General features: G+C 46.3%; 19 protein-coding genes. 12 read left to right on the top strand and 7 right to left on the bottom strand.

What is annotated here, in order from left to right; genetic code table 11:
• Window positions 1-18 precede the first annotated feature (18 nt).
• The 3 genes from QNO02_RS05085 (at window position 19) to QNO02_RS05095 (ending at window position 2,599) form a co-directional block, all read left to right on the top strand.
• Window positions 19-771 (top strand): hypothetical protein, encoded by a 753-nt coding sequence (locus tag QNO02_RS05085; RefSeq protein ID WP_105600950.1) that lies wholly within the window; start codon window positions 19-21, stop codon window positions 769-771.
• An 11-nt stretch (window positions 772-782) separates the two neighbouring features.
• Window positions 783-1,886, top strand: coding sequence for a toxic anion resistance protein (locus QNO02_RS05090; RefSeq protein ID WP_036606281.1), 1,104 nt, complete (start codon window positions 783-785; stop codon window positions 1,884-1,886).
• Window positions 1,887-2,032: 146 nt separating this feature from the next.
• On the top strand, window positions 2,033-2,599 hold the full coding sequence (locus QNO02_RS05095; protein WP_289391308.1) for a hypothetical protein: 567 nt from the start codon (window positions 2,033-2,035) through the stop codon (window positions 2,597-2,599).
• A gap of 64 nt (window positions 2,600-2,663) precedes the next feature.
• Here QNO02_RS05095 and QNO02_RS05100 read toward each other — a convergent pair whose 3' ends face one another.
• The 4 genes from QNO02_RS05100 to QNO02_RS05115 are packed head-to-tail and all read right to left on the bottom strand — an operon-like array spanning window position 2,664 to window position 5,614.
• Window positions 2,664-3,326 (bottom strand): YwrJ family protein, encoded by a 663-nt coding sequence (locus QNO02_RS05100; protein WP_289391309.1) that lies wholly within the window; start codon window positions 3,324-3,326, stop codon window positions 2,664-2,666.
• 13 nt (window positions 3,327-3,339) lie between these two features.
• Window positions 3,340-4,686 (bottom strand): arsenic transporter, encoded by a 1,347-nt coding sequence (locus QNO02_RS05105; RefSeq protein WP_047841808.1) that lies wholly within the window; start codon window positions 4,684-4,686, stop codon window positions 3,340-3,342.
• On the bottom strand, window positions 4,687-4,824 hold the full coding sequence (locus QNO02_RS05110; protein WP_161799422.1) for a hypothetical protein: 138 nt from the start codon (window positions 4,822-4,824) through the stop codon (window positions 4,687-4,689).
• A gap of 52 nt (window positions 4,825-4,876) precedes the next feature.
• The gene (locus QNO02_RS05115; protein WP_091034368.1) at window positions 4,877-5,614 is read right to left on the bottom strand and encodes a hypothetical protein; all 738 of its coding nucleotides are present in this window, start codon (window positions 5,612-5,614) and stop codon (window positions 4,877-4,879) included.
• Window positions 5,615-5,959: 345 nt separating this feature from the next.
• Between QNO02_RS05115 and QNO02_RS05120 the strand changes: the two genes are divergently transcribed.
• From QNO02_RS05120 to QNO02_RS05135, 4 genes are all read left to right on the top strand, one after another.
• Window positions 5,960-7,012 carry a CotH kinase family protein gene (locus tag QNO02_RS05120; protein WP_289391311.1) on the top strand — a complete coding sequence of 351 codons (1,053 nt, stop codon included), beginning with the start codon at window positions 5,960-5,962 and terminating at the stop codon, window positions 7,010-7,012.
• 245 nt (window positions 7,013-7,257) lie between these two features.
• The gene (locus QNO02_RS05125; protein WP_105600942.1) at window positions 7,258-9,066 is read left to right on the top strand and encodes an ABC transporter ATP-binding protein; all 1,809 of its coding nucleotides are present in this window, start codon (window positions 7,258-7,260) and stop codon (window positions 9,064-9,066) included.
• Window positions 9,047-10,885, top strand: a complete 1,839-nt coding sequence (locus tag QNO02_RS05130; protein WP_289391312.1) for an ABC transporter ATP-binding protein — start codon at window positions 9,047-9,049, stop codon at window positions 10,883-10,885. Before QNO02_RS05125 ends, QNO02_RS05130 begins: the two co-directional genes overlap by 20 nt.
• Window positions 10,886-11,159: 274 nt before the next feature.
• Window positions 11,160-11,495, top strand: coding sequence for a hypothetical protein (locus QNO02_RS05135; protein ID WP_289391313.1), 336 nt, complete (start codon window positions 11,160-11,162; stop codon window positions 11,493-11,495).
• Between the two features lie 223 nt (window positions 11,496-11,718).
• Here QNO02_RS05135 and QNO02_RS05140 read toward each other — a convergent pair whose 3' ends face one another.
• Entirely contained in the window at window positions 11,719-13,323 is a 1,605-nt protein-coding gene (locus QNO02_RS05140) for a bifunctional metallophosphatase/5'-nucleotidase (RefSeq protein ID WP_289391314.1), read from the bottom strand.
• 273 nt (window positions 13,324-13,596) lie between these two features.
• Between QNO02_RS05140 and QNO02_RS05145 the strand changes: the two genes are divergently transcribed.
• The 5 genes from QNO02_RS05145 (at window position 13,597) to QNO02_RS05165 (ending at window position 17,767) form a co-directional block, all read left to right on the top strand.
• Window positions 13,597-14,580, top strand: coding sequence for a phosphate/phosphite/phosphonate ABC transporter substrate-binding protein (locus tag QNO02_RS05145; protein WP_105600936.1), 984 nt, complete (start codon window positions 13,597-13,599; stop codon window positions 14,578-14,580).
• A 177-nt stretch (window positions 14,581-14,757) separates the two neighbouring features.
• Entirely contained in the window at window positions 14,758-15,555 is a 798-nt protein-coding gene (gene phnC / locus QNO02_RS05150) for a phosphonate ABC transporter ATP-binding protein (RefSeq protein WP_062837418.1), read from the top strand.
• Window positions 15,552-16,403, top strand: a complete 852-nt coding sequence (gene phnE, locus QNO02_RS05155; RefSeq protein ID WP_105600934.1) for a phosphonate ABC transporter, permease protein PhnE — start codon at window positions 15,552-15,554, stop codon at window positions 16,401-16,403. The genes phnC and phnE (QNO02_RS05155) overlap by 4 nt, the downstream gene beginning before the upstream one ends.
• Window positions 16,400-17,206: a phosphonate ABC transporter, permease protein PhnE gene (gene phnE, locus QNO02_RS05160; RefSeq protein ID WP_017690380.1), complete on the top strand. Its 807-nt coding sequence runs from the start codon at window positions 16,400-16,402 to the stop codon at window positions 17,204-17,206. The genes phnE (QNO02_RS05155) and phnE (QNO02_RS05160) overlap by 4 nt, the downstream gene beginning before the upstream one ends.
• Window positions 17,207-17,506: 300 nt before the next feature.
• Window positions 17,507-17,767 (top strand): hypothetical protein, encoded by a 261-nt coding sequence (locus QNO02_RS05165; protein WP_133386580.1) that lies wholly within the window; start codon window positions 17,507-17,509, stop codon window positions 17,765-17,767.
• A 465-nt stretch (window positions 17,768-18,232) separates the two neighbouring features.
• On the opposite strand, the gene QNO02_RS05170 is transcribed toward QNO02_RS05165, so the two are convergent.
• Window positions 18,233-21,019: a DUF5689 domain-containing protein gene (locus QNO02_RS05170; protein ID WP_502921874.1), complete on the bottom strand. Its 2,787-nt coding sequence runs from the start codon at window positions 21,017-21,019 to the stop codon at window positions 18,233-18,235.
• 221 nt (window positions 21,020-21,240) lie between these two features.
• Window positions 21,241-21,717: an RNA polymerase sigma factor gene (locus QNO02_RS05175; protein WP_091034338.1), complete on the bottom strand. Its 477-nt coding sequence runs from the start codon at window positions 21,715-21,717 to the stop codon at window positions 21,241-21,243.
• Between the last annotated feature and the right edge of the window lie 139 nt (window positions 21,718-21,856).

The following is a 21,856-nucleotide window of genomic DNA, read 5'->3' on the forward strand; positions in this document are numbered from 1 at the left end:
AAGGCAGGAGGACAAGTAATGTTACGGAAAACGAAGATAGGTATAGGCGCATTGGTCGGTTATGGTCTCGCGGCAATCTCGAGTCCTTTTCTACCGGATGTCATCACGTGGGCAATTCCGGCACTGGCAACTGTGGTCGGGGGACTGATTCCTTCACGATCCACGCCACGCACACAGGTCGAGGGTTCGTCATCAGCCCCTGTACCCATTACAGATATCGGAAATGAACCATCCCGCTTGAATGGTGGACAAGCGCCAAGCGCAGTGCCAACAGGGGCAAGAGAAGCTTCTCTGGCTCAGCCCCATTCGAGCTCCACTCCCGCACAACATGCGGGTTCAGAACAAGCGAAGCCTTCCCGCACCGAACCAGATCCTGTATTTGATCCAGTGATTGAATACCTGGAGGTTCTGGAGGATATGATCATCTCTGAAGGTCAGAAGAACGAGCTGGATAATGAGATCGTGGAGAAATCATTGGCGTTGTTTGCCCGTCTTCAGCGTGTGATTCCTTCCCTTCAGGAGTTAAACAACGGGGATATTAACCATACGGTGCGCAGACTGATTTTGAAAGACCTGAACGGTTTTATTAATCCATTTCTGCGTTTAAGTGGAGAAGCCAAACGCAATAATCGGCGTATGCTGCTGAATGGTCTTCGAGACGTAGATTCCAAGATATCGGATATTGTATCAACGATTGAACATAAAGACTTAATGGAGCTTCAGAACAAAGCGGAACTAATACATCAACGGTATAACAGCTCTGAATTATAGGAGGGATTGGCATGGCAACGGAATGGGCTCAGTTGAAGCAGGAAGATGAGCAACGGATTAACCAGGAAGCAACGCAGCTTATTCAGAAAGTGTCCCAAAGTGATCCGGCTCACCTGGATACCTTAATGGATGATATCGGCAAGTTGGGCGTGAAAACACAAGAGAGAGCAGGACAGACTCTCAAGCTGCTTGATCGTCCAGTCAATGAACTGATGTCCGGGAATCGGGCAGAGGTATCCAACATGATCCTGAAGCTCCGTGATGAATGTGAGAGTTTGCAGCAGAGTAAAAATGTGAGTTTTGTCGGGAAGTTGTTACGTAAAAGCCCGCTGAAAAACTATGTATACCGTTATCAATCCGTTCGCACGAACATTGATGCCATCATTAACGGGTTGCGGGACGGCAAGGACAACCTGGAAGAAAGCATCGTGAACATGCGTCAATTGAAACGTTCTTCCATTCAGGAGATTTACAATCTGCAGACCAAAATTTCCTTCGGTAATCAATTGAAAGCATTGTTTGAAACCGAGATTGCTAAGCCTGAGAACGAGAATCGTAAAGCACATCTGGAGCGTGGGTTGCGCAAAGTGGTAACACGTACCCAATCCATGACAGAGATGATCATGCTGTACAATCAGGCGATCGCAGCTACCGACATCATTAATGATAACAATGACAAGCTGATTGATTCAGTGAATAATGCCATTGATAAAACAGCGAATCTGATCACCGTTTCGGCCATGATTGCGATGGCTCTTAATGATCAGGAGAAGGTCATTTCTGCTGTGGAAGCTACGAATAAGACGATTGAAGATCAATTCAAGGAGAACGCCAGGTTGTTGAAGACAACAACAGAGAAAACAAATGAACTGTTGTCCAAACCGGCCATGTCTCTTGAAGCGGTCAATCAGGCGATGGGTGATCTGATGTCTGCGCTGGATCTGTCCGAGCAGTCTAATCGCCGGATCATCGAGAGCTGTAATGACTATACCAACAAGATGACAACCCTTAACGCTAAAATGAGCGATCGACTGGGTCTGGAAGGGCCGAAGGCTGCTGCTATTCCGGAGAAAAATAAACCGGATTCCAGCGCATTAGGATCTTTCTTGGATTAGGGTAATAGGGTAAGACTCGCTGTATATCGTATCAAGATTGCTACATGTATTTATTTTCTACGAGGGACGCTGAGTGCGTCTCTTTGTTTCATTTATTTGATAGAATATAGCTAAAATCTGGGGTTGTGCGAAGGAGCTTGCTGAACATGCTGGACTTTTCATTTGAGATTATTGATGAGACCAAGATTAATATTCAATACAAATATGGCAGTGAGTTCTTTAACTTTAACCTGTATTATGCAAACGGCGAGTGGACGCTACATCCATTTGACGGCATACTGATCCAAAATCGTGAAATGTGCAGTCTGATTGTGTCTGAACTGCTCCGTAACAAAGACTTTCATGTCATGTTGGCCAAAGAGAAAATCATCTTATCACAATTGCGCACCAGTGTTAATCTCCAATCCGACGAGCCGGATGAATGGGTTGCAGATCGAAGAAACGCAGATTATTCCAGTCATGATGATGAGTTGATGGATTACATAGGGAACCACAGTTTCGAAGACATATTACATCTTGAGCAAGAACAGATTGAGGCCAGAGTGCAATTCTTCCAACAGATCATTCAGAGAATGTTTATGGAAGGACTTGGACCTGAGGATACCGATTTTATCAAAGTTCAGGCTGTGATTCGGATATATAAGGAGACATACGATCGCCTGGGCGAGTTGAATGATGACTGGCGGGGTGAGCGTGGACGTAGAAGATGGTAGGATGTAAAGTTGAAAAAAAGGTTCATCAGCCATAGGCAGATGAACCTTTATGTTCTTTTGATATTCAAGGGAGATGAATGGTTTGGATATGATCGGTATGCATAATTAAAGAAGTTCCATCTGCTTCTACCAACGCAAGCAAGTGGCTATCTGCATTCTTCAATAACCCTGCTCGGTAAGGCTTGCAACCGAGGTTGAGTACAACAAGTTCACCTATCATTTTATGAAGTTGCTGATCAAGTGTACGGGAGAGTGACATGGATGAGGGTTGCATAGGGAAATGTTGTTTACTAAGGGAGTAGGGTGTGCTGTTAGTAGGAGAAGGAATAATATATTTCAGATGATTAATGGAAACATAGATAGAATGATATAACGGAGAGTAGAACATAAAGTAGTCATTCATAATATTGGTAATATACCCATGCAATGTTTTGCCTCCGATGGAGATTTCACTAAATCGTCCACGGGCGTTCATCAGTATTTTGCGGTAAGAGATGTTGGTGTGATCCATCTCGGGGTCAGGTGTTGGCACAATCATACTTGACTCATCTGCTGTGCCGACATGCATGGATTGAACATGATGAAGTGGAATATAAACAAATCGCTGGTTTCCGTAGACTACAATCAGATCCTGGCCTACATCAATGATCTCACCCTGGATCGGTAGTTTACAGCCAGATAGCTCCAATTCGACGGATTTACCCAGCCAATGCGTAAGAAGTTCCACAGTATTCCTCCTCTCAATAGAGAATAGATGTCCAAATATAGAGTGAAATTAGGCTAACAATTAGACTGATTGGTATCACAATAAAGGTAACTTTCATATACTGTTTCCAGGAGATTCGAATATGATGGGTCTTTAATATATACATCCAAATTAACGTTGCCAAGGTGCCAATAGGCGTCAGCAAGGCTCCGATATCACTTCCCAGAATGTTCGCAAGATATGCAAGATGCATTTGAGATTCACTTAGTGGAAGATCTGTAACAGCAAAGGTTCCAATCATGACGGAGGGCAAATTGTTGAATAGATTGGAAAGCAGAGTGAGCATTAACCCCGACACAGCAATGATGCTGGCATTTCCTCCTTCTATTATCGGTTTCATCCACTGAATGATCGATGCGGTCATGCCTGCGCGGTGAAGACTATCTACAATAACATAAATGCTGAAGGCAAAGAGTAGAATATGCCAAGGCGTTTGTGTTATCACATCTTTGAGTCCAGTCCGGGTGCGATACCAACGCACAGCGAGCATGAGAATAACACCAGTGATTGCAACTACCTCCATGCGTATACCGACTTGCTCAGCTAGAAAATATCCTGCACGGATAAATACAACGATACCAATACAGACACGGAACAACCACCAGTCTACTTTATTCTCGGATTCAGTTGTCTGTAGCGGATGATATCCTGAACCTGATGAAGGCTGCAGGGATACAGGGAAATGATGAATAACTTTGGGAATACTTCTGCGAAAATAATAGAATAGCAGTACGGTCATCACCATAATCGCAAGCATGGATGGCACAAACATCATCTGAGTATAAGTATTCAGATTTAAGCCAACCATTTGCAAAGCAATCAGGTTAGCCAGATTACTAAGTCCAATTGGCGCACTGGAAGCCGTAGCGATGAGGGCACCGGAGATCAGGTAGGGCAACTGTTGATGCATTTTCAGACGAAGGATAGAACAGATTCGAATAATAATCGGAGTTGTGATCAGAATACTGCCATCATTGTTGAAGAAGATGGTCATGAGAAAACAAAGTAATAGAATTAGCCAGAACAATCGAAAGCCGGAACCTCTCGCTTTCTCAATCATATTCAAAGCGATCCAGCGAAAAAAACCGATGCTATCTAGAATAATCGACATGACAATGGTAGAGAGAATTGTTACGGCTGCACCAGATACGATCCCGAAGATTCCAACAATGTGAGCATAGCTGCTCACTCCAGTTAAAATAAGAAGAAGGGCGCCAAGCGAGGTGGGTATAGATTCATTCAATCCGCCAGGACGCCACATCAGGAAAATGACAGTGATGATAAAGACCCCGAAGGTTAACCACAACTGGTAGTCAGGCATTTACTGTGATTCACCTCCCAGGGGGAGAAGTCCTGACGAAGCCTGAAGCAGATGTTCATGGGATGGAGTGGGCCTTCCCGGTGCAACGATCCAGTAAAAAGGCACACCAATCAAGACTAATGCGACGAAGATCAACATGATAATTCCCCCCTTTAAGCTGGTAAATAACTTAGTTTTCAGTTTATTTCAGTTACTTCTTTTTACCGCCGGATTTGTTGCCACGGGACTGGTTGCCTTGATTGCCTCGCGACTTGTTACCACCAGATTTATTTCCTTGGGATTGGTTGCCTTGAACTCGTTGCCCCTGAGAACGATTGCCTTGGTTGTTCCGTGACTTGTTGCCGCCGGACTTATTACCCTGGGATTGGTTCCCTTGAGCTGCTTGGTTCCCTTGAGAACGGTTGCCACGCGACTGGTTGCCTTGAGCCGCCTGATTACCTTGGGCTGCTTGGTTCCCTTGACTTGTATTACTACTGTTATTGTTGTTGTTGTTGTTGTTGTTGTTCCCGCCACCACGTACGAGGGATACAGATTTCACATGTTGCATCGGAATACGAACAATCTCCTGATTTTTCAAAGCCATGATCAATTGGTTCTGGTTGGCATCGGCCAGGATGCCTTCGACTTTTTCAGGTCCTCCCCGGTTAATCTGAACACGGCGGAAGCGGAGTGCTTGCATTACGCCCAGAAACGTATTGGAAGGAATTGGGTTACCCATGGCTGCATTTCGGTTACCACCGGAACGACCTGTATCTGTTATACTTTTGACATGTGATTCATTAACGTAGACAATCCCTTCTTTGCAATTCATTGCCATATAGTCCCAGCGTACGTCCGTAAGTGTACCTTGTACTGAATCAGGTCCTCCCCGGTTAATCTTAATCTCTCTTCCCAACAAACCTCTCATTCCTTGACCATTCATAGACATTGTGTTTGACCCCTTCCATGATATAAGTTCAGATGGACAAAAATGGTGGATGTGATTGTGATCCCTTCCATTCGTCATTCGTGTCTATCTGTAGTTTAAGCATATGTGACATGCCTCTTGGAGGGACTAGCCAGTTAACTATATTTATATTATTTTGGCTATAATCTATTAGAATTTATGTATATTTATAGATTAATAACTCGGTTATTCCGCATTATGACAAGTGAATTCGGATGTGATAAGTATCAGGAGTGTGCATTCGCCCGTACGACTTTCTGTGCATCTGCATAGGATGGTGTAAGAGCCTACGGGCGAATCTTACAGGTATTCGAAAGGCGGATGGAAATGGCTCTACCTGTCTACCATATCAGCTTGTCTCCAACCGAATATCAACAGTTAACGTCCAATATATGGTCAGAGACGTTTGTAAACAGCACGATGCAGATGGACGGCAAGCCGTTTCCGATCCGGCTTCGATACCGGGGAGGACATACACGCGGTTATCCCAAAAAATCATTTGAGATTCGTACAGCCAGCCGGACGTATCATTTTAATGCGGAGTATGATGATCCTTCGTTGCTGCGCAATGCACTTTCTTTTCGGTTTTTTGAGTCGATTCGTGTACCCGCACCGTCTACACAACACTGCGTACTCTATCTGAACGGGCAGCTTTTGGGTGTATACCTGCGGATTGAAGGGGTGAAATCCTTCTTTTTTCGCCAAAGGAAAATCCCTGTGCGCAGTATCTTCTATGCAGTGAATGATCATGCTGGTTTTACGATAAATTCGGATACCTCTTCAACAAGTACCGATCTATTATCCGGGTACAGCTTAATTCGGGGCAAAGATGTGGACCGCACAAGACTGCGTAATTTTATTCAGCAGTTGAACACAAAGTCCAAGCTGGAATTGTTTCGTTTTTTACAGTCGAGGGTGGATACGGACAATTATTTACGCTGGTTAAGCGGAGCTGTGCTCACAGGGAACTTCGATGGATTTCATCAGAATTACACATGGTATGAGAAAATCAAAAGTGGGAAATACGGTATCCTGCCTTGGGATTATGAGGGTACTTGGGGGAGGAACTGTTATGGAACACGAGTTGACCCCAATCTTGTTCGTATTCAGGGGTATAACAGACTTACCGGACGATTGCTGGCATTTCGCAGTTTCCGTCAACAATATAAGAAGCTGATGCGCCAGCATCTGATGAATGCTTTTACAGAGAAGCGAATTATGCCTCTAGTCCATCGATTGCACAATGAGATTCGTGAAGATGTCAACAAAGATCCTTACATGAAATGGCCCATGGATGTATTTGCAGGTGAACCGGAAAGAATTCGCGAATATGTGGTGAAACGTCGGGAGTATCTAAGTGAAAAACTACGTCAGCTGTAAGCACTTAACTAGCGTGGGGAAGGGAGACCTTCCTTTTTTTACTGCCAAAATGATGAGAAGTTTATTGTATTGGGAAAAGTAGGGTAATAAGAATAGAAGCGGCATTGTAAAATACGCTATAATAACCATATGTGTACATAGAAATGATTACATATTGGACGCTGTGGAGAAAACAACATGTCTAATGGAGGCTCTGAGCTGGAACGTGTTATCGGTTTAGGGTGCTCCGAGCCGGAGGAATGCTTATGATCAAGCTGTTGTACTACTTGAAGAAGTACCGAGTTGCCGCGATTGCAGCCCTGGTCATGATGTTAATTGAGCTTGCGGTGGAGCTGGCTCAGCCTTATCTGATCTCCAAGATCATTGATAACGGCATTCAACAGGGAGACTTGTCTGTCGTCTGGTTATGGGGTGGCGTGCTGGTCGGCAGTGCTGTTGTGGCTTTTGCTGCCGGAATTGCGAGTTCGTTCTTTGCATCCCATGCGAGCTTGGGGTTCGGATACGATCTGCGGGAGAAGTTGTATGAGAAAGTGCAAACGTTCTCTTATGCTGTCTTTAACCGGTTCGCGACATCGTCCCTGATTACCCGATTAACGGGGGACGTGACCCAGGTTCAGGACACCGTCTTCATGAGTTTGCGATTCATGACACGTGTGCCTCTGGTGGTGATTGGTAGCATGATTATGGCAGTGATCGTGAACCCGAGGTTGGGTCTGCTGTTGGTTGTCATGGTGCCTGTACTGCTCATTGTTGTAGTGTGGATGATCAAAAAGGCAGCGCTGCTGTTCCGCAATGTGCAGCGCAGACTGGATGCCGTCAATGGAGTCATCCAGGAGAATTTGACAGGCATTCGGCTGATCCGTGTCTTCGTACGGATGGGCCATGAGATCGAACGCTTTGCCGGATTCAGCGGCAAGCTGATGAAAGGCACAATCTCCGCGCTGCGCCTGACGGAGACCACGATGCCGTTCATGCTGCTGATGATGAACGTTTGTATCATCGCCGTGTTATGGTTTGGACGAGTCGACATTGCCTCCGGTAATGCAACCGTGGGTGAAGTGGTCGCCGTCATTAACTACCTGCTTCGCACAATTGGTGCCATGTCTGCGTTGTCATGGATTCTGGTAACCTTCTCGAGAGCAAGCGCTTCGGCGCAACGGCTGAATGAAGTGTTTAATACGGAGGATACATCGGAGACTGAACAGAATAAGGCAGTATCAGCGTCTGTACCATCTGCTGGATCTGTGAATTCTTCGCATTTTCCGCAATCTGTATATCCAGCGAAGAAACAGCGCGCTGTGCAGGGAGCGGTTGAATTCCGCAGTGTAGGCTTCAGTTATCCGAATAGTGAAATTACAGTACTGGATAACATCACATTCACGGCAAAAGCGGGGGAGCGCATTGCCATTATGGGAGCAACTGGCTCAGGCAAATCTTCGCTCGTACAGCTCATTCCGCGGTTATATACAGAGGATCAAGGAAAGGTACGGATTGATGGTGCCGATGCATCAGAGCTGGATCTGTCCATGCTGCGTGGTGCGATTGGTTATGTGCCTCAGGAGGTTGTCCTGTTTACCGGTTCCATTCGGGAGAATATTGCCTGGGGCCAGGAAGAAGCTACCTTGGAGGAGATCGTGGAAGCGGCGAAGCGCGCGCAGATCCATGAAACGATTGAGAATTTACCAAACGGTTATGATACATTGCTGGGTCAACGGGGAGTGAATCTCTCCGGTGGACAGAAGCAGCGACTTTCCATTGCACGAGCACTGGTACGTAGACCAAGAATTCTGATTCTGGACGATAGCACGAGTGCGCTGGATGTAGCTACAGAAGGCAGACTGCTGGATGCGCTGGAAGAATTGTCGTGTACCACGTTTATCATCACCCAGAAGATCAGTTCAACCACTTCGGCGGACCTGATTCTGCTGCTTGATGATGGACAACTCATTGGACAGGGAAAACATGAAGACCTGATGGAATCGTCAGAGCTGTATCGTCGAATTCATGAATCACAATACGGGGAGGGTGCACAGCATGTTCAAAGCATTCATTGAGCCTTTCCGTCAGCCGCCGCCACCGATTGATCCTGAGACGTTACGGTCAGGCGGTGGTCGCAAACCCAAGGCACGGGCGAAGAACTGGTCAGGTACGCTAGGTCGTATCTGGACCTATCTGGCACGACGTAAAGTCAAGCTGTCCATGGTACTGTTGATGGTGTTTGCCAGCTCCGCACTCGCTTTGCTTGGCCCTTACATGGTAGGGGTGGCCGTGGATGATTTCATCGCGGGGGAAGCCGGCGCAAGCTGGACTCGGTTTCTGATTGGATTAACCGCAGTGTATGTCTTGTTCTCTCTTACATCCTGGTTACAAAACATATGGATGATCGAAATTGCACAGGAAACCGTGTTCCGCATGCGGTATGATCTGTTCGCCCATCTGCACAAGCTGCCGATTCCATTCTTCGGTAAACGCCAGCAGGGGGAGATTATGAGTCGGGTGACCAATGATATCGAGAATGTCAGCGGTACGTTGAACAGCTCGGCCATCCAGATTTTCTCAAGTGTATTAACACTGCTCGGAACGTTTGGGGTTATGCTCTGGCTCAGTCCGCTACTGACCCTGCTTACTTTTATCGTTGTGCCTTTGATGGCCATTGGTATGCGTTGGATTACGCGCAGAACGGGACCACTCTTCAAGGAGCGTCAGCGTAATCTCGGTGAACTTAACGGTTACATTGAAGAGACATTATCCGGGCAGCGAATCATTAAGGCATTCTCCCAAGAGGAGCGGGTGATTCGCGGTTTTGAGGAACGAAATACCCGTATCCGGATTTCCGGTTTCTGGGCACAGACGATCTCCGGATTTATTCCGAAACTGATGAATGGTTTGAACAACCTGAGCTTTGCGATTGTTGCAGGCATCGGTGGTATTCTGGCGATTCAGGGTTCGGTTACAGTCGGGGTGATTATTATTTTTGTAGAATATGCTCGTCAATTCACCCGTCCGCTCAATGATCTGGCGAATCAGTGGAATACGTTATTGTCCGCAATTGCGGGGGCTGAGCGCGTATTCGAGGTGCTGGACGAAGATGAGGAAGCGAAGGATGAAGGGGCAGCGGTATCTCTGGACAAGGTAGAGGGAGCCGTTCGTTTCGACAAAGTATCCTTTGGATACGATGAAGGGCGTAACATTTTGCATGACATCAGCTTTGAAGCCAAACCGGGGGAGATGATTGCCCTTGTAGGTCCGACCGGAGCGGGGAAAACAACATTAATTCAGCTATTATCCCGTTTCTACGATCCAACAGGTGGCACATTAACGGTAGATGGTCGCGATATGACCACCATTCGGCGTGAGAATCTGCGGTCACATATGGCATTTGTACTACAAGATTCATTTCTGTTTCAGGGCACAATTCGGGAAAATATTCGGTTTGGCCGTCTGGACGCAACGGATGAAGAGGTGGAAGCAGCCTCCCGGCTGGCTAATGCCCATTCCTTCATTGTGAGAATGAAGGATGGATACGACAAAGTGCTCCAGGCCGACGGGAGCGGCATTAGTCAGGGGCAGAAGCAATTACTCGCCATTGCCCGGGCAATTCTGGCAGATCCATCGATACTCGTACTGGACGAGGCAACCAGCAGTATTGATACCGTCACGGAGATCAAAATTCAGGAAGGGCTGCAACGCCTGATGCAAGGCCGTACCAGCTTTGTCATTGCCCACAGGCTGAACACGATCCGCCAGGCCGACCGAATTCTGGTGCTGAAAGATGGGCATCTACTAGAGCAAGGCTCGCATGATGCGCTGCTGGAACAAGGCGGTTTCTACAGCGAGCTGTATTACAGTCAGTTGCGTAAAAAGGCACAGTAGTCATTTTGGATATTATGTGACATGAATTAGAAAACTTGTAGGTATGTAAAATGAGCAGGGATGAGGGCACGATGCTCCTCAATTCTGCTCTTTTTGCATATTTTATTGAATAAACATGGAAAATGGAAATGTGATTGTATGTTAAAATAAGGATATATTGGAATAGGTCTGTATTTGGAAGGTTGCCAGCGGTTTTGAAGCATGAGAATGAATTTTTACATGTATGCCTGTAGTCAGTCATGTGATGCATTAAAAGAGAGGAGGGCAATGTGGAATGGAATTCAAATTTGGGAATGCTGCTCTTCTTTTTCCCCCTTTACACATTATGATTATCGCAATCATTATTATTTTCATTCTAGTAAGGTGGAGCAAGCAATTAGAAACAAGACGTTTTACGGTTTTCTTTTACTTTTTGATTAGTACGTTCATTACTCCAATTTATTCTCAAAGTACAACAAAAGGTGTCTTTGAGCTATGGATCCCCGCAGGGTTTATTGTGGTTTTCTTATATTTGATTCGCAGCGAAAGAAATCATCCATCTAAAATGAAAGCGAGTATCTTAGGATTTTCGATAGCAATATATCAGTTAATCCTTCAATATATCGGATAACGGGACAGGACAGGACAGGACAGGACAGGATAGGAAAATTCAAATAAGAACAAGTAAGCAGCCGGTCAACCAACTGGTTGTTTTTTCTTTAAGCTAATGGTCAGTTCAATTCCAATATGTATTGAAATTATGAGGCTGAAATCAACTACATTACGTTTCTATACGAAGTTATAGGTTGAAAACAAAAGAGCAGATCCTGATCACAGGACCTGCTCTTTCTCATTTAACTTCCAATAACTTTCCAGTTATCCGCCTGCTCCACCGTTAACGGTTGATGTCTGCGGATGTAATCTTCCACCAGTGCGGCCATGTCCGTGGCACCTTCGTGCAGTACCTTTTTGCCCGGATACATTGCATAATCCCCGCCGCCAGCAGCGCGGTAGCTGTTCATCACCACAGAGTATGTGCCATTCATGTCCATTGGCTTGCCTTCACGTTCCAACTTCACAACTCGACTGCCCACAGGTTGGGAAATATCCAGTTCGTACTCCATGCCAGCCCACATATCGTAATTATAATGCTGAGGTTTGGGTTCCATATAAGCCGGATTGACTGCCACCTCGCCAGAAGCATTCACTTCAAAGTAACGAGCCGTTTGTTCCAGTGCCTCCCGGATATCCTGACCACTCAACTCCAGCACCGTCAGAGTATTAGGGTAGATGAAGTTGGATAACACGTCCCGAACGGTGATGTGACTCCCGAAACCGCGAGCTTCTTCACTCAGCATGGCGGTATTGGAGAGCTGCGCTCCAGTCGCTTCCATCTGCACTTGATGTACAAAAGCAATGAATGGATGTGCCTTGAGTCGCAGAGCCGTAGCATTGGTGATAGATAAATCCCCAGCCACCTCGCCAATAGGTTGATCAAGCCATGCTTGTGCCTCAGTTTCCAGCACATCCGTCAGTTTCATGACGGTTGCATCAGGTTCAACTTCATTATGTTCATCCAGAAGTAACAACCGAGCCTTCTTATCTGTAATCTGCCATTTCCCGCCCGATGATTGTTCCAACTGAACGGATACATGCCCCGCACCATTTCCACTGAATCCCGGCTGAATGACGGTTACACCATGAATATTAGCGATAAGCTGACGATGCTGATGTCCGGTAAGCAACACATCGATCCCTTCGATGTCCCGGCAGATGGAATAGCCTTGGTTTTCTCCAGTTAACCGTTCGGTTGGCTCGCCTGTCTCCAGATCACTCTCAAATCCGCCGTGATAACTGACAACCATTACATCTGGTTGTTCATGCTCATGGATATAGCTAACCCATGCACGAATCGTCTCCAAGGCATCAAGGAACTGTAACCCCTCAATATTTTTCGGATGCTCCCAGTTTGGGATGTAGTGCGTAGTTGCGCCCAACAGGGCAATTTTGACACCCGTGGACAATGTTTTGATTAGATACGGAGGACCGAAGGCAGGTACGTCTGGTTGCTCATCTTTTACAATATTGGCAGACAGCCAGGGGAAATTGGAAGCGTCAACCGCTCCGTGCAACAGATTCTGACCATAGTTAAACTCGTGATTGCCCATCACCGCAGCATCATAACCGAGTTCATTCAATACTGTTATGAATGGATGCACTTCGTTTTTGGAAACCTGTGAAGCTGCATAGGAGGAGAAGGGTGATCCTTGCAGCAGATCTCCGTTATCCACCAGCATGAGCTCAGGTGAACGTTCACGTTCCTTACGAATCAGGGAAGCTAGCAGGGCAAGTCCGGCTGGGCGGTATGCATTGGTATTGTAATGAATGGGACGGATGGCCCCGTGCAGATCACTGGTGAACAGAATGTCGAAGCTTGCCGTATGGTTTGTGGATGTCATTTTACAATCTCCTCTAATATATAAGTTCAGATATATGGAATTACCATAAAACGGAGAAGAATGAATAGCCTGAAGAACCGAAGTATACCCAGTTATCTCCGATGTTCTTCTTATATCTTCAACCATAATGAGCCTATTCTAACAGATACAAGTCGCGCTGACAGCCTGACAGGAAACTTTACAAAACTCCAAATTCCGTTTCACATCGCGCAAATATTTGGCAACTATAGTAGATAAGTACTGAAAAATAGAAACTCTTTGGAGGGTGTTCGTTTGAAGAAGTCTGCTTTATTTTTACCATTGTTGATTTTGGTTCTGTTTCTGAGTGCTTGTGGGTCTAACAGTAGTACAACAGGTTCGGCTAACGGGGATAATGCGAGTTCGAATGCATCCGGTACGTCTGCGGCAGAGACAGAGAAAGCTGTCGAAGGTTATGTGCCAACTGAACTTACAGTTCAATTTGTTCCTTCCCAGAATGCAGATACGCTTGAAGCTAAAGCGAAACCGCTGGAGAAGCTGCTTGGTGACAAACTGGGCATTCCGGTAAAAGTCAGCGTATCCACCGACTACAACACAATTATTGAAGCAATGGCTTCCAACAAAGTAGACGTAGGTTTCTTGCCTCCGACAGCTTATGTACTGGCTAAAGAAAAAGGCGCTGCACAAGTTATTCTGCAAGCACAACGTTTTGGTGTAAATGATGAGACTGGAGCTCCTACAGAGCAACTGGCAGATTCATATAAATCCATGTTCATTGTGAAAAAAGATTCGCCGATTCAATCCATCGAGGACCTTAAAGGTAAAAAAGTCGCTTACCAAAACGTAACGTCTTCCGCAGGTTATGTATGGCCAGCAGGTCTTTTGCTGGACAGAGGGATTGATCCATTAAAAGATGTAACACCTGTAACGTTGAAAGGTCATGACCAAGGTGTTATCGCTGTATTAAACGGTGACGTTGATGCAGCAGCTATTTTCCAAGATGCCCGCAACACGGTAGCTAAAGACTATCCGACTGTATTTGAAGATACACGTGTACTGGCGTTCACTGAGCCTATTCCTAACGATACCATTGCCGTTCGTACAGACATGAATGCAGATTGGACTGCGAAGATCAAACAAGCCTTCATCGATATCGGTAAAGATACTGAAGGTCACCAGATCATCAAAGAAATCTATACGCATGAAGGTTATGTAGAGTCCGATGATAGCAAGTTTGAGATCGTTCGCCAGTATGGCGAAAAAGTGAAAGGTGAATAATTCTGATCCAAAAGTAGTTCGGGATCTGTTCACTTTGTAGTAGCTTTCTTGGATGGGAACAGCTTAATCGTAGCAATGGACAGGCCAGTTCAGCGTGATCTACGCTGCGCTGGCTTGTGCCATTATAGCAAAGACTCATGTATGGTTGATCATTATGAATGAAAGAAGGATATTGTCATGATTGAGCTTCATAACGTTACCAAAACTTACGCTAACGGCACCAAGGGCCTGGATAATATTAATCTGAAATTTGAGCAGGGTGAATTCATTGCTGTAGTGGGTCTGTCCGGTGCGGGTAAATCAACGCTCTTACGCTCCATTAACCGACTGCACGACATTAGTGAGGGCGAGATTCTGATTAACGGAAGTTCCATCACGAAGGCACAAGGCAAACGGCTGCGCATGATCAGACGTGACATCGGCATGATCTTCCAGAGTTTCAATCTGGTGAAACGGTCCAGTGTACTTCGTAATGTACTCGCTGGACGCGTTGGATATCATTCCACCATGCGTACCATTCTGGGTCGTTTTCCAAAAGAGGATATTGAACTGGCATTCACTGCACTGGATCGTGTGAATATCTCGGAGAAAGCTTATTCCCGTGCAGATCAGTTGTCTGGTGGACAACAACAGCGTGTCGCTATTGCTCGTGTACTTGCACAGGAAGCAAAAATCATACTGGCCGACGAACCGGTTGCTTCACTTGACCCGCTTACAACCAAGCAGGTTATGGATGACCTGAAACGCATCAATCAAGACCTTGGGATTACGACCATCGTCAACCTTCACTTTATTGATCTGGCGAGAGAGTATGCGACCCGTATTGTCGGGTTGAGAGCAGGCGAGGTCGTATTCGACGGTCCGGTGGAAGAGGCGACGGATGAGCGCTTTGCAGAAATATACGGCAGACCGATTCTGGCTGACGAATTGTTGGACAAGCAGGCTGTGCATGAGCAGGGAGAAGTTGTGGTATGAAGGGGCAGTCCAACGTTCCACTTCAGAATTCAGGCGGAGTAGGGAAGGAACCTGGTTCCAGCCCGTCTCAGGTTGTGAATCGCCCGAAGCCGCCTGGGCGTACGAAACATTTGCTCACCTTAGTGATCATTCTGCTCCTTCTGTGGGCCAGTGCCAAACAGACGGATGCCAGCTTCACGGAGTTGTTTGAAGGTTTTCCCAACATGTTGGATCTGCTAAAGGAAATGTTCCCACCCCGTTGGAGTTACTTTGATAATATCGTGCAAGGCATGCTGGAAACGATCCGAATGGCCCTGATTGGGACAACCATTGGTGCGATTATTGCGATACCAGTCTCGATCATCTGTGCTGGTAACCTGATGCCAAGTCGCTGGATTTACTATCCGGCACGTTTTCTGCTGAACCTGATTCGAACCGTGCCAGATCTGTTGCTTGCTGCTTTGTTTGTTGCTGTATTTGGTTTGGGGCCCATCCCCGGAATCTTGGCACTGGCTGTGTTCTCGATAGGTCTGATTGCGAAGTTGACCTATGAGACGCTGGAAACCATTGATCAGGGGCCGCTGGAAGCGATGACGGCTGTTGGTATGAACCGGATTCAGCTCATTGTATATGGCGTAGTGCCGCAACTGGCTGCCCAGTTCACATCCTATGTGCTGTATGCCTTCGAAATTAATATACGTGCTGCTGCCATTCTCGGACTGGTGGGAGCCGGAGGAATTGGACTCTACTATGAGGCCACACTTGGATTCCTGGAGTATGACAAGACCAGCGTAATCATTCTGTTTACCCTCGTCATCGTTCTGATCATTGATTATGTAAGTACTAAGCTGCGGGAGAAATTGCTATGATGAAAAATGAAACAAGCCGCATCCGGCCTAAACCACGGAAGAACCCGCTTCGCTGGGTCATTGTGTTACTGCTGATCCTTGTGTATGTCTGGGCGCTTGCCGGTGTACCGTTTACTGGGTTCAAGGAAACCGCTGCTCAGATTATGAAGGCCATTGTCGCCGGAATTTTCTCACCGGACTGGGATTTTGTATATCTGCCTGAGGGAGAAGACTTGCTGCGCGGACTGTTGGATACGCTGGCGATTTCCGTGCTGGGTACCGTGATCTCGGCTGTGCTCTGTATTCCGTTTGCATTCTGGTCTGCCCGTAACATGAGTGGGCATCGTTCCATCTCGGGTGCAGGCAAAATGGTACTCAGCTTTATCCGCACGTTCCCTGAGATTATCATGGCCTTGTTGTTCATCAAGGCAGTAGGTCCCGGATCGTTTGCAGGGGTACTCGCCCTTGGGTTACACTCCATCGGCATGTTGGGTAAATTATACGCAGATGAAGTTGAGAATATCGACTATGGCCCATCTGAGGCGCTGCTTGCCTCTGGAGCCAATCGCATGCAGCAGTTGTGGTTTGCCATCCTGCCGCAGGTTATGCCTGGATTCCTGAACTATACGTTATATCGTTTCGAGATTAATGTACGTTCCGCGACCATACTGGGTGTAATTGGAGCAGGGGGGATTGGTACACCGCTGATCTTTGCACTTAGCACTCGGAACTGGCCGCGAGTAGGTATAATCCTGCTGGGTATAATCGTGATGATCACGATTATCGACCTGATCTCGGGGTATATCCGTAAGAAGTTGGTGTAGGGTTAACGTGGAGCTACGAATATATTAGATGATAGAGGAAGAAGAGAGGGCTATTCGGTGCCAGAATATTGGCAGGGATAGTCTTTTTTTGTGTCTGCACAAAAACAACGGTGCGTTCTTGTTGCACAGCTAACCGTCGAGGAATAAGAGGATTCCAAGAATATGTTATAAAGATGATTGAATTATTTTCCAATTACATGTAAGATTAATAGGTTTCTATATAAAGGGAATTAAGGATATTAATTAATACTACTCTTAGATATCCATACAAGAAGTGAGTTTTTAAAAGGAAGGTGACCTATGGAAACATTTTATTTTATATGGATTGGGTTTATGGTACTCCTACTACTGTACAGAATGATCTTTCAGAAGTTTAAAAAACATAACAGAGAAAATATTGGGCTCAGTGCAATCCTGATTATTTTCACAGGAAGCAGTTATACGTTTACACAGATGAACTTGATTTTTTTCATTAGTGTCATCGCCGTGGCCGCTTATTGTGCTGTATGGAACAGCATTCTATTTGTTAGAAATGGATATGAGCCGGAACGTTTGAAATGAACCAGGGTTCTGTATGGTCGTTAAGGTATTTAGAAAATGTAGCCTTGCTGGAGCTGGGCTAACGAACCAGAGAGACCCTATTTAGCCTCATAAGGCATCACTGGAATTCTAACGAATCGTAGTGACCTTATATGTTACGATTTGTCCGATTTGATCCATTAACAGCCCAAATACAGCTAAATAGCGACGCTGAGGTTCGTTAGATTTTAAAATGCGGCCCAAATGGCCGAATAAGGCCTGTCAGGTTCGTTAGCATTAGGAAAGTGAAACAATTAGGGGAGTCCGTAGTGTAAGTGAGTACTTTCTTGCCAGAGGTCCAGTATCTACTTTCTGGAAAATGTCCAACTTTAGAATGTCCAACTTTATTCAGCCAAAAAAACCGAAACCATGTTGCCCTGTGAATCAGGCAATGTTGGTTTCGGTTTTTTAGTTGCTTGGTTAAACGTTAGGCTTCTTAGCTGAGACTTAGCTAGCCAAAGGCAACGCTTTGGTTACTTGAACCGTAATTGTCTCGGTGCTGGTTACGCCTGCGGCGTTGATCAGCTCAGCACGGTACGTATACGTTCCGTTAGCACGACCGGACAATTCCGTTGTAGCACTTTGAGATGCTGGTGTAGCAGCTTTCAACGCTTGTGTATCAATCAATACATCATTCTCATAAAGACGATACTCAGTTGCGTTTGTACCCCACCAGAGGTTCATGGATACGTTGTAGTTGCCGTCACCATCCCAGTTGTTTTGGGACAAGTTCGCTTTCCCGGGAGCAGCGTTCGTTACTTGAACTGTCAGCTCGTCACTGCGTGTAGTGCCTTTGTCGTTGGTCAGCTCGGCTACATACGTGTATGTTCCGTTAGCCTTGCCTGTAATTGCCGTTTTGGCAAATTGGGCGGATGGTGTAGTTGCAGTTAACTTCTGCGTATCCACAAGAACGCCATTCTCATACAGCTTGTACTCGGAACCATTTTCGCCCCACCAGAGGTTCATGCTTACGTTATACGAACCTTCGAACAGGCCGGTTGTATATCCACTATCAGAGGAAAGCACCGGTTTACCCGGTGCTCCCGCAGCTGGAGTGGAAGGCAGTTCGCCTCCACCTTGATCTTCAGCAGGTACAAAATCATTCAAGCTTCTAGGTTTCAATTGATATACGTCTTTGAAAATAGCGGAAACGCCTGTGATATCGATTTTGTCACCAGCAGCATAAGGGAAGGCAGTCTCCGTCACACCTGTACGGGTGTCTACACGGATATGTGTGCTTGTGCCATCTGCTGCTACCGCGTCAAATTCAAAAGATCCAACTGGTGTAGCACTGATGATATTCTCGATCGTTACATCTTTCAGTTGAACCAGTTGACCCTGGTTCGCATCTGTAATTGCTGTAACTTCGATTGGAGCAGGTACGGCAGCCGTACCTGTTTTCTCAATCGCAACGATATCCGTAAGCTCGAACTCGCTGTTATAGATGGTTGTTGCTGCCGTTACTTTCACCTTGTCACCAGCATGGAAGCCGCTAGTATGCTGGAATACGTAGATTCCAGCAGTTTCATCTTGAAGATAGAAGGCTTGTCCACCAAATGCACCAGGTTCTGTCGTCACAACACCTTCGATAGTTACGGTAGTGCCAACCGCTTTGGTGCGTGCTTCAGCAACAGTGATAGCTGCTGGAATCGGTCCTTCTTCTTCTGGAAGCTGTTCTGCTGGCACATTGCCAACAGTCACGGCATTGGTGATCAGGTTGCTGCCATTCAGACGCAGACGCAAGCTGGCAGCACCAGTTGTACCCGGTTTAATACGGACGTTCAGGTCTTTGATCCCGCGACCTTGGCTGTCCGAGGTTACACTGAATGTGGAGCTATAGCCGTACGAAGTTGGCCATGTACCACTTTCATTCTGGATCATGGCGACCTGTGTTCCGCCAGTCAGATAGATACCGGCACTATAACCGGATACGGTTGTGTTTGGAGCCATATTCTCCACAACTACACGAATCTGGAAGTCTTCTGCATTTGGAAGTGTATCCTGCTTCACGAAGCTGTAAGCAGCGTTTGCGCTGGATGCAGGTCCGCCATAAGAACCAGCCTTAAACGTGGAACGATCGTACCACTTATATCCGGCAGCAGGTGCGGCCCAAGGTTCAGCCTGTGGTTCTGTGGAAGCAGCTGGCTCTTCAAATGGCAGCAGCGCTGTAGCTGTGTCCAGTTCAAGTCCGTTCACTTCAGTTAGGCTTGTGTAGTTCTCTTGTGTAGCGAGCCAGTTTACGGTGTTCACGAGCAACACGGCATCATCGGCTTCTTTGAAACCGTCATAAGTTGTTTTGCGTGTGCCTGTCTCTTCACGCAAGTATTTTGGTGATGCATCTTCTACTGGAGAGGAGTCACCGATGAAGGCAGCTTTACCTGCGCCCAGCTTGGATACAGCCACGTAAGGACCTTCTTCAATCCCGCCACCGTTGTAGACACCTTGGTCCACCGCGTTATTCCATTTTGCGTTGGTTTTTGGCAGGTACACAATACCTTTTGCCTTTTCCGGATCGGTAATTGCGAGTGTTGAACCGGCGTGCATGGCTACAGCCGATACCCCTTCTGTGATGCCAAAGGCTTGATCTGCCGGTACAACGATATTGGCGTTGATATCGCCAAGTGCGTTATAGCGGAAACGTACGCCGAAGTTATCGGACAACCAGTCCGTGCTAGTTACATTTTGCATGGCATCCGAGTTACGCTCATCGGTGCTCATACCTTTGGTTGGATCTTCAAAAGCTCCCCGACGGTAACCGTTGATGACTTCAGAGCCATCCCAGCGGTTTTTGTTACGGTCGGCATTATAGTGATCTCCAACAAAAAAGATGCTGCCACCCGTTTCAACATATTGTTTGAGTGCTGCTTGTTCGGATGTTTTGAAAGGAATTTGAGGCTCTGCAATAACGAATACGTTATACTCTTTCAGATCATCATAGGTAAATGGAGTTGTCTTGCGAAGTTCTTTGACATAATAACCATCATTCGCGAGTGCATTCCCGAAGTCGGAGAAACCTCCATCAATGACCCAGTCTGCAGCTCCAGCCGTTTGGCCGTGAGAGTTGTCGAACAATACTTTTTTACCTGCATTTTGGTTCACAACCTTTGCCTGGATGAACGGTGCCGGGTCTGTCGGCCCTTCCGCATGAACCGATGCATCTCCGTTCCATAATCCGATCTGAAGCGGCAAAGCCATGGACAATGCCAGGAGTGATTTTAGAAATACTCCTCGCATACCTGTTAATTTACCCAACCAAATCCCTCCCAAATATTAGTTGATTCATGAGTTCGTCCATATTCTACCACATGAAAATCTCACATAGTCATAACAATTTGTAAAAATTAACTCGATATTTGTAAAATTGGGTCTTTTGACATATCCATAGGTAATTCGATCCTGTCTTAACACTTCCATCCGCCGTCACTAATGATTTTTCGTAAAGAAAAAGCCATCTCTTATGAGATGACTTTGGCCCGAATTCGATTGACGGCATGGAAGACAGAGGATTTAATCATGCCTTCACTGCGATTCACCAGCTCTGCCGTTTCCTTAATGGAATATCCATGGATGAGGCGAAGTTCTAATATTTTACGATGCTCGGTGTTGTTAATATGGGAGACAAGATCATGAACACCTTCGCTAATTTCAAGGTGGGGTGTATCGACGTGATGGGTAGGTACCTCCAGACGGCTGTCTCGTCTGAGTGTACGGGTTCGCCTGCGGAAGCTGTCCATCGCCAGGTTACGGGCAATGCGTTTGAGATAATAGAGAATGCGGTCTTCAGGGATATCCACGGTAACGTTCATTAGTCGAATGAAACAATCCTGTGCCAGATCTTCTGCGTCTTGCGGTTGTTTGACGATATGGGATAGATACCTTGTGATTTCTGATTTATAGTTGACATAAGCATCATTAATTAGTGTGCTGTTCATATGATGTGAATCCCCCTTGGATACAGATCAGGCTTGGGTCCGGTCTGGTATGAGTCTCTTATGATCCAAGTATATCGGGATGTTGTTTCCAAAAGGTTCAGAGTTGTATCGGAGTTGTAACATTTCGTGCTTCCCTCTA

The organism is Paenibacillus sp. PK1-4R (assembly GCF_030369595.1).
GTDB lineage: Bacteria > Bacillota > Bacilli > Paenibacillales > Paenibacillaceae > Paenibacillus.

Bases quoted from the DNA above. Each gene is read 5' to 3' on its own strand.
- QNO02_RS05085 (WP_105600950.1), top strand. From the start codon at position 19: ATGTTACGGAAAACGAAGATAGGTATAGGCGCATTGGTCGGTTATGGT.
- QNO02_RS05090 (WP_036606281.1), top strand. From the start codon at position 783: ATGGCAACGGAATGGGCTCAGTTGAAGCAGGAAGATGAGCAACGGATT.
- QNO02_RS05095 (WP_289391308.1), top strand. From the start codon at position 2,033: ATGCTGGACTTTTCATTTGAGATTATTGATGAGACCAAGATTAATATT.
- QNO02_RS05105 (WP_047841808.1), bottom strand. From the start codon at position 4,686: ATGCCTGACTACCAGTTGTGGTTAACCTTCGGGGTCTTTATCATCACT.
- QNO02_RS05110 (WP_161799422.1), bottom strand. From the start codon at position 4,824: ATGTTGATCTTCGTCGCATTAGTCTTGATTGGTGTGCCTTTTTACTGG.
- QNO02_RS05115 (WP_091034368.1), bottom strand. From the start codon at position 5,614: ATGTCTATGAATGGTCAAGGAATGAGAGGTTTGTTGGGAAGAGAGATT.
- QNO02_RS05120 (WP_289391311.1), top strand. From the start codon at position 5,960: ATGGCTCTACCTGTCTACCATATCAGCTTGTCTCCAACCGAATATCAA.
- QNO02_RS05125 (WP_105600942.1), top strand. From the start codon at position 7,258: ATGATCAAGCTGTTGTACTACTTGAAGAAGTACCGAGTTGCCGCGATT.
- QNO02_RS05130 (WP_289391312.1), top strand. From the start codon at position 9,047: ATGTTCAAAGCATTCATTGAGCCTTTCCGTCAGCCGCCGCCACCGATT.
- QNO02_RS05135 (WP_289391313.1), top strand. From the start codon at position 11,160: ATGGAATTCAAATTTGGGAATGCTGCTCTTCTTTTTCCCCCTTTACAC.
- QNO02_RS05140 (WP_289391314.1), bottom strand. From the start codon at position 13,323: ATGACATCCACAAACCATACGGCAAGCTTCGACATTCTGTTCACCAGT.
- phnC (WP_062837418.1), top strand. From the start codon at position 14,758: ATGATTGAGCTTCATAACGTTACCAAAACTTACGCTAACGGCACCAAG.
- phnE (WP_105600934.1), top strand. From the start codon at position 15,552: ATGAAGGGGCAGTCCAACGTTCCACTTCAGAATTCAGGCGGAGTAGGG.
- phnE (WP_017690380.1), top strand. From the start codon at position 16,400: ATGATGAAAAATGAAACAAGCCGCATCCGGCCTAAACCACGGAAGAAC.
- QNO02_RS05165 (WP_133386580.1), top strand. From the start codon at position 17,507: ATGGAAACATTTTATTTTATATGGATTGGGTTTATGGTACTCCTACTA.
- QNO02_RS05170 (WP_502921874.1), bottom strand. From the start codon at position 21,019: ATGCGAGGAGTATTTCTAAAATCACTCCTGGCATTGTCCATGGCTTTG.
- QNO02_RS05175 (WP_091034338.1), bottom strand. From the start codon at position 21,717: ATGAACAGCACACTAATTAATGATGCTTATGTCAACTATAAATCAGAA.